The sequence below is a fragment of the Kitasatospora sp. NPDC047058 genome (genome assembly GCF_040643935.1).
GTDB lineage: Bacteria > Actinomycetota > Actinomycetes > Streptomycetales > Streptomycetaceae > Kitasatospora.
The window spans coordinates 1-5848 of sequence record NZ_JBEYVJ010000402.1 but is presented as its reverse complement, the minus strand read 5'-3'; the positions used below and the strand labels follow the sequence as shown (position 1 = coordinate 5848).

Genomic DNA, 5848 nt, shown 5'->3' with positions numbered 1-5848 from the left:
TGACGGCGAGGGCGCCGATCAGGCCGCGCTGGAGCAGCTCCGGGGTGTCGCCGGCGGCGGGCACGCGCTGCTCGTAGACGTACAGCGCGGGCTCGCCCCGGTCCCATGCCGGATCGCCGGCTCCTCCGGCAGCGGCCGTACCCACCTGCTCACCTGGCTCACCGCGGCCTGCCCGCCCGCAAGCCCCCACCCGGACCGACAGGTGCACGCCGCCCTGTCCGCCGACGGTCTCACCGTGCGCAGCGCGACCTGGCTGCTGGCCGCACGGCTCGGCCTGGTCGCAGGTACCCCGCAGGAGCTGCTGGAGGCCCTTCAGGACGGACGTCCCCGCACGATCGTCGTCACCGACCTGGACCGTGCCGGCGGCGACCTGGTGCCGGACGCGCCGGAGAGGATCGCCGACGGCCTGCTTGCCCCGCTGGCGCGCATCCCGTGGATCCGGCTGGTGGTCGAATGCGCCTCCGGGACTTCGGCCGCGGCTGCCCTGCACGCCGCGGACCCCCGCGCCGCCGTCCTCGACCTGGACGACCCCCGCTGGACCGAGCGCACCCGATTCGCCGCCTGGTGCGCCGGGCTTGGCGGGACGCCCGTGGACGCCGACCTGGTGTATCCAAGCCCGGGCCTGGCCCACCTCGCCGTTCGCATCGCGGCCCCCGGCCGGTCAGACCAGGCGACCACAATCGCCGAGGCCTGGTGGCTCGCGCTACCCGAGAACGAACGGTCGGCCATGGTCGCCCTGGCCGATGCCGGACGCCCTGTCACTCTCGCCACCTGGGCCGCGCTGCCCGGGGCCGGCGGCATCGACACGGTCCACCGTGCGGTCGCCCGCCTAGTCCCGCCCGCCGACGGCCTCCACGCCCTGTGGCGGCTGGGACCGCAGCAGGTTGCGGATCTCGTCACCACCGTCCGACCGCCGGCCGACCACGCCGCACTGGCACGGGCCGTAGCCGCGACCGTCCCGCTCCTCGGCAACGGCCGACCCGACCTCGCCCAGGCCGACCCCGTGGTCCTGGGGATCCTTCTGCGACACATCGTGCTGGCCGGCTTCGCCGACCAGCTGCTGACCAACCCCCTCGTGCTGGTCCACGCCGACCCGGCCACCGTCACGGCCGCCTTCGAGCACACACAGACGCCGGACGCCTCCACCGAAGGCGACGGGCGCGCCCCGTTCGCTGAAGCGTGGGGCCTTGCGGGCCAGGCCTGCACCACCGCTCCCACGCCGGCCGACCGCGCGGCGGCACTGCATCCGTACCTGGCAGGCCACCACCAGCCGGCCGCCGACGCGCTTGCCACGACCTCAGGCCGGCGATGGCGCGCCCTCTGGTCGCACCGGCCCGACAGCGGCCACATCCGGCACCTCCTGCCCGGGCGCGGCCCCTACCGCGGACATATCGCGTACAGCGAGCACTCTTCCGCCGGCACGACCGGGTATCTGCGCTTCCTGGATCCGCAAACCGGCGCCGCCAGTACGCAGGCGGACCCGCTCCGGCTCCCCGAAGGCCACCACGCCGCCCTCCTGATAGGCGACGATGGTGCTTTGGTCCTGCTCGACCGGAACGGCTCCGCAACCACCCTGCCGCCGGCCGGAGCGCCCGACAGCCGCCTGTCCGAGGTCCTCGACGGCATCACCCGTCGCACAGCCGACGCCCTCACGGCTGCCGCGGTGGCCCAGGGCACGGCCGGCCAGGTCCTTGCGCTCGGCGACGACGCCGGAGACGTCTCCTACATTCGCACCGAAGGCGGCCTCCGCTCTCACAAGAGCCTCCACCGCGGCCCGGTCACAGCCGTCGACCTCACCACCGACAAGGGCGAACTCCTCCAGATCAGCGGCGGCACCGACGGCACCGTCTGGCACTGGCCGCACTCCGGCCCCGACGCCGTGTGCGTGGACGCCCGCCCCCATCCTGTGACCGCGGTGTCCGCCGACGACACACCGAGCGGTCTGCTCACCGCTGCCGCCTGGTCCGACGGCCTGGTCCGGATCCGCCTCCACGGCCGCGTCACCGCCGACCCCGTCGACCTGCGCCTCGGCCGCCCCGTGTGCGACCTCGTCGTCACGCCGGGCGGGCAGGTCTGCATCGCACTGCCTGACAGCATCCTCGCGGTGGAGCTCACCTGAGCACACACTTGCTGACCGGCTCCGCAGCCGCGATCGGCTGATGCCCGCCTTCGAGGCCGATGACCGGGCCCGCTCGGAAGCCATGCCGTCCGAAGAGGAGATCCGCAGGGTCCGACGCCTGATCACCCGGGGACCTCACCCCGGAGGACCGGACCCAGATTGAGGACGCGGTCACGGTGGTCCGCCGCGGGCGCACGGTCATGCTCGGCCTGCCGAAGATCCGCCAGCCGCTGCCCGACGTCCGCCCGTGGGGCGCCGGATGATCCCCGCCATGCGCTGCGGGCGCCAGGCTGGCACCGACCGCCGGTGCCAGCGCGTCGCCGACGCGGTCAAAGACGCCGCGAAGAACGGCACCCCGATCAGCGTTTGCGGCATCGCCCGCCAGGCCCGGGTGGACCGTACGTTCCTCTACCGGCACCGTGACCTGCTCGCCTTGGTCCACGCCGCCGAACTTGAATCCGCCGGCCATGACCCAGCCGGCAGCTCTCCTGTCAGCCGAGCCTCGCCCCAGGCGACCTGGCCAACGCCCAGGCCCGAAACACCCGGCTGACCGCTCGCGTCCAGCAACTGGAGAGACGGCTCTCCCAAGCTCTGGGGGAACAGGCATCGCGGGAGTCCGGTCTCGGCGCGCCCACCGACGTCGACGAACCCCAACGCACCATCACCCAGCTGGAACAGCAGACCGTGGCACTCGCAGGACAGCTGGAGGAGGCGCGCGCCGACCTGGACGCCGCACGGTCGGCCAACCGGGACCTGACCCGGGCCCTCAACCAGCGCAACTGAACGGATCCAGTCGACCCGTTGGCCTGCTGAATCAGGCCCACGGCTTCATCACACGGGGCGAAGGACGCCTTCAGAATCGGCATGTGCGCTCGCGGCAAACTCCTGGAAGTCCATGTTCCCGATCGACAGATTCGCGTGCACGTCATGCACGGCGGCCGGGGTCGTACGGAACTCGCGGACCGGCGGGGAGTCGATCAGTTCCTGGTAGTACATGAGGTCGAGGTCCTCGCCCTCGTCGAAGAGGTCGAGGACGAGGAGGGCGTACTGGGCGGACTTCATCGTGGTGTCGTCGGCGATGAAGACCACGCTGAGATCCTCGTCCCGCTTCACCGCGGTGACGACTGCCTCAATCGTCACCCCAGCCCAAGCCGGGTCGTCCACCAGGTGGGTCTCGGCCTCATACTCTCCGCCGTCCCCCCCAGGCCGGGAGAGCGAGGTCGACGGCGGCGAGGATCGCCAGGGCCAACGCCTCTACGGGTGGCAGGTGGTTCTGTTCACGAGTTTCGGATCTGGTCCAACTTCGAAGTTGGACCAGAACTCCTTCTCGTGAACGGGGTCAGTGCTGAAGCGCCCCGCTCCGCAGTGCTCGAAGCCGCCGCTCGATCTGCGGACACCCTCGGGCCGCCCGCTTCCCCTGCTGACCCGCCGACGAGGCCCCCGCGTGGGAGCCGTGCCCCACGGCGTCCGGGCGGTCGCGCCCGGCCGATCCCGGAGACCTCACACGATCGCTGCGAACGCCGGGTAGCCGGGCAGGTCGGGCACGTCCCAGCCCGAGGCGAGCTCGGAGAGCAGCAGCCGCATGGTCGCGGTGAAGGCCGGGTATCCCGTCAGCCCGAGCGCGCCCGTCCAGCGGTGTCGCAGCACCTGGCGGCGGGTGGGTACCGGTCGGCGGGTGCGGTGCATCGGGCCGTCCTGGGGCAGCGCGCGGCGCAGCAGGTGCAGTGTCGAGTAGACCGTCCAGACCACCACCGCCTGCGCCATCCCGGCCTGCCAGAGCATCTCGTCGGCCAGCTCCGGGTACGGGGCCAGCACCTCGAGCCGGTAGGACTGCTCGATCCGCCGGGCCAGGTCGTCGGGCAGCCGGTAGACGCACCAGCAGCTGGAGAACGGCATCCGGCAGTAGGCGGCGGTCAGGAAGACCGACTGGTACCCGGCCGCCTCGAAGTCGATCAGTCGCAGGCCGTCCGCGGTGATCAGGTTGTTGTCGGGGCAGGTGTCCCCCGGCGTGAAGCCGGGGTATCGATCGCCGCCGGCGGTGCCGATCGCGGTGAGCTCCTCGGCCAGCCCGGGCGGTACGGTCAGGCCGCACTCAGCGAGCAGATCGAGGAAGGCATCGACGTTCTGCCGTTGCCACGGTTCGTCCTCCCAGCTCGGTCGGCCCTGGTCGTGGCGCTGCCAGAGCGCCGCGAACTCGGCACGCCGCGGCACCGAGGACGCGGCCAGCCGACCCAGGCCGCAGGCCCACTCCAGCAGGGCGCGCTCGGCAGCCTTCGGGTCGGTGCCCAGCAGCAAGTCCGCCAGGGTGGGGGCCTCCCCCAGGTCCGCCATCACCAGCAGCCGCCGCTCGGGGTCTGCGGCGATCAGCTCGGGCCCGGCAAGGCCGAGCGAGAGGCCGACCGTCTCGCCGGTGTACGCGCGCCGCGCCTGCGGGTCATCGGCGAACGCCTTGACGACGACGCTGCCGCCGGATGCCGTCCGGCAGCGCAGCACGGTGCTGCGCGAGCTGCCACCGAGATCGACGGGGTCCCGGAGGGGCCGGCCCAGCAGTGCGCCCGCGGCGCGGATGATCTCGTCCATCCCGGCATCCTGCCAGCGTGTCGGCCCCGGTGTCGCGCTGCCACCGGTCACGGCGCCACCTGTCACGCCGCCTTGGCCTGCGCCACCGCCGCTGCCAGGCCGGCCGGCCAGGTGACGGACCGCCCGAACGTTTGGCCTCGCCTGCAAGTGCCGGGCGCACAGGTCGTTCCCGCACACGAGACGACGCGCCCTCGGTTCCAGGCGTACCCGTCGGCCGGCTACTGGACGGTCCGCCAGGCGCCGCCGGTAGCAGCAGTGCAGCCGCGACGAGTCCCGCCCGCACTCCGGGCAGGCGGCCGACGCCACCCGCCGCGCAAGGTCCTGTGCCTGTGTCCGAACTGCCACACGCAGTTCGACCAAGGCGGCCTCTACCTGACCGATGACCTGCACGTCGCGGAACGGTCACCGGCACAGTGCGAGGCCCTCTCACGACCGACCCCCGCCGCGACGTGGACCTGGAGTACATCCGCTGGCACCGTGCACGCTGGGCACGGCACCTTCCGCTCAGCGGGGGAAGGTCACCGCGCCAGGAGCGTGTCCTCCAGGTCGAACGCGGGGCAGTGCTGGCCAGCCGAGTCGAACGCATCGACACCGGCCAGGCCTTCCTGGACGACGAAGAGCCCGAAACCCTGCCCGGCAGGTAGATCGCCGAAGCAGCAGGCACCACCAGGGCGTGGCCGCAGGCATCACGCCTGCCGCCACGCCTGGCCGGCTTCCGCGTGCTGGGCGACGCCTACGACAACCTGGCGCAGCTGGTAGCCATCGCCGCTCCGGCGTAGCTGCGGGTGCGTGGCCGCCCCGCGCACCCGCACGCTGGGAATGGTCGGCCGGCCGTCCGAACCCCCGAGCGGAACAGCGGGCCGACCGCGTCGACCGCAGTTGCCGCGCCCGCGGCACAAGCACCTCACAGTCGGCGGTGCCGGCGATCACCAGGGTCACCGAACGAGCTCGCCCAGGACCTCCGGCACCTTCAGCACCACGGTCGTGCCGATGCCCACGGCCACGTCAACCAGGGGCTGGCCGCGAAGGCGGCCGCCGCCCAAGGTCAGCGGTTCTTGGCCGTGGGCTGTGTCTTCTGGTTGTAGATCTCCTTGCCGTCCGCGTTGTAGGCGTGGACGTAGGGGGCCGGGGGGAAGGGGTTCGCGTTGT

General features: G+C 72.6%; 5 protein-coding genes. 3 read left to right on the top strand and 2 right to left on the bottom strand.

What is annotated here, in order from left to right; translation table 11 throughout:
• Positions 1-202 precede the first annotated feature (202 nt).
• Together ABZ885_RS33960 and ABZ885_RS33955 are read left to right on the top strand one after the other, a co-directional pair.
• A complete protein-coding gene (locus ABZ885_RS33960) occupies positions 203-2119 on the top strand; it encodes a hypothetical protein (RefSeq protein ID WP_360197397.1) in 1917 nt (638 codons plus the stop codon).
• A gap of 259 nt (positions 2120-2378) precedes the next feature.
• A complete protein-coding gene (locus ABZ885_RS33955; protein ID WP_360197394.1) occupies positions 2379-2669 on the top strand; it encodes a hypothetical protein in 291 nt (96 codons plus the stop codon).
• 281 nt (positions 2670-2950) lie between these two features.
• Here ABZ885_RS33955 and ABZ885_RS33950 read toward each other — a convergent pair whose 3' ends face one another.
• On the bottom strand, positions 2951-3259 hold the full coding sequence (locus ABZ885_RS33950; RefSeq protein ID WP_360197391.1) for a hypothetical protein: 309 nt from the start codon (positions 3257-3259) through the stop codon (positions 2951-2953).
• A 360-nt stretch (positions 3260-3619) separates the two neighbouring features.
• The gene (locus ABZ885_RS33945) at positions 3620-4699 is read right to left on the bottom strand and encodes a hypothetical protein (RefSeq protein ID WP_360197400.1); all 1080 of its coding nucleotides are present in this window, start codon (positions 4697-4699) and stop codon (positions 3620-3622) included.
• A gap of 413 nt (positions 4700-5112) precedes the next feature.
• Here ABZ885_RS33945 and ABZ885_RS33940 point away from each other — a divergent pair, with 413 nt between their 5' ends.
• Complete coding sequence (locus ABZ885_RS33940) at positions 5113-5343, top strand: hypothetical protein (protein WP_360197388.1); 231 nt, start codon at positions 5113-5115, stop codon at positions 5341-5343.
• Positions 5344-5848: the final 505 nt, after the last annotated feature.